The sequence below is a fragment of the Halomonas sp. SIMBA_159 genome (genome assembly GCF_046536035.1).
GTDB lineage: Bacteria > Pseudomonadota > Gammaproteobacteria > Pseudomonadales > Halomonadaceae > Vreelandella > Vreelandella venusta_A.
This window is the reverse complement of the sequence record NZ_JAWJBT010001826.1, coordinates 1-229: the sequence shown is the minus strand read 5'-3', so window position 1 is coordinate 229 and position 229 is coordinate 1. Positions and strand designations below refer to the sequence as shown.

At 37.6% G+C, this 229-nt stretch carries 1 protein-coding gene; it reads right to left on the bottom strand.

Features of this window, described 5'->3' with window-relative positions; genetic code table 11:
- A partial coding sequence (locus tag R0J87_RS25500) for a hypothetical protein (RefSeq protein WP_498889805.1) occupies positions 1 to 229 on the bottom strand: 229 nt, incomplete at both ends.

Genomic DNA, 229 nt, shown 5'->3' with positions numbered 1-229 from the left:
CCTCTCCATACTTTGTTTCAGGCTCACTGATTTGAGATAAAGCTTCAGAAACATCGAAGTCATCATCTTCTACAACTGTATTACCGTTGTCTACAGACAGGTTTTCTAGCAGCTCCTCATATTCTTCTTGAGAATATCCGATGATGTTTGTATCAAAATTGTTTTCCTTCAACTCTGATAAAAGAGCCTCTAGTTTTTCCTCGTCCCAATCGCCTTCAATTTTGTTTAA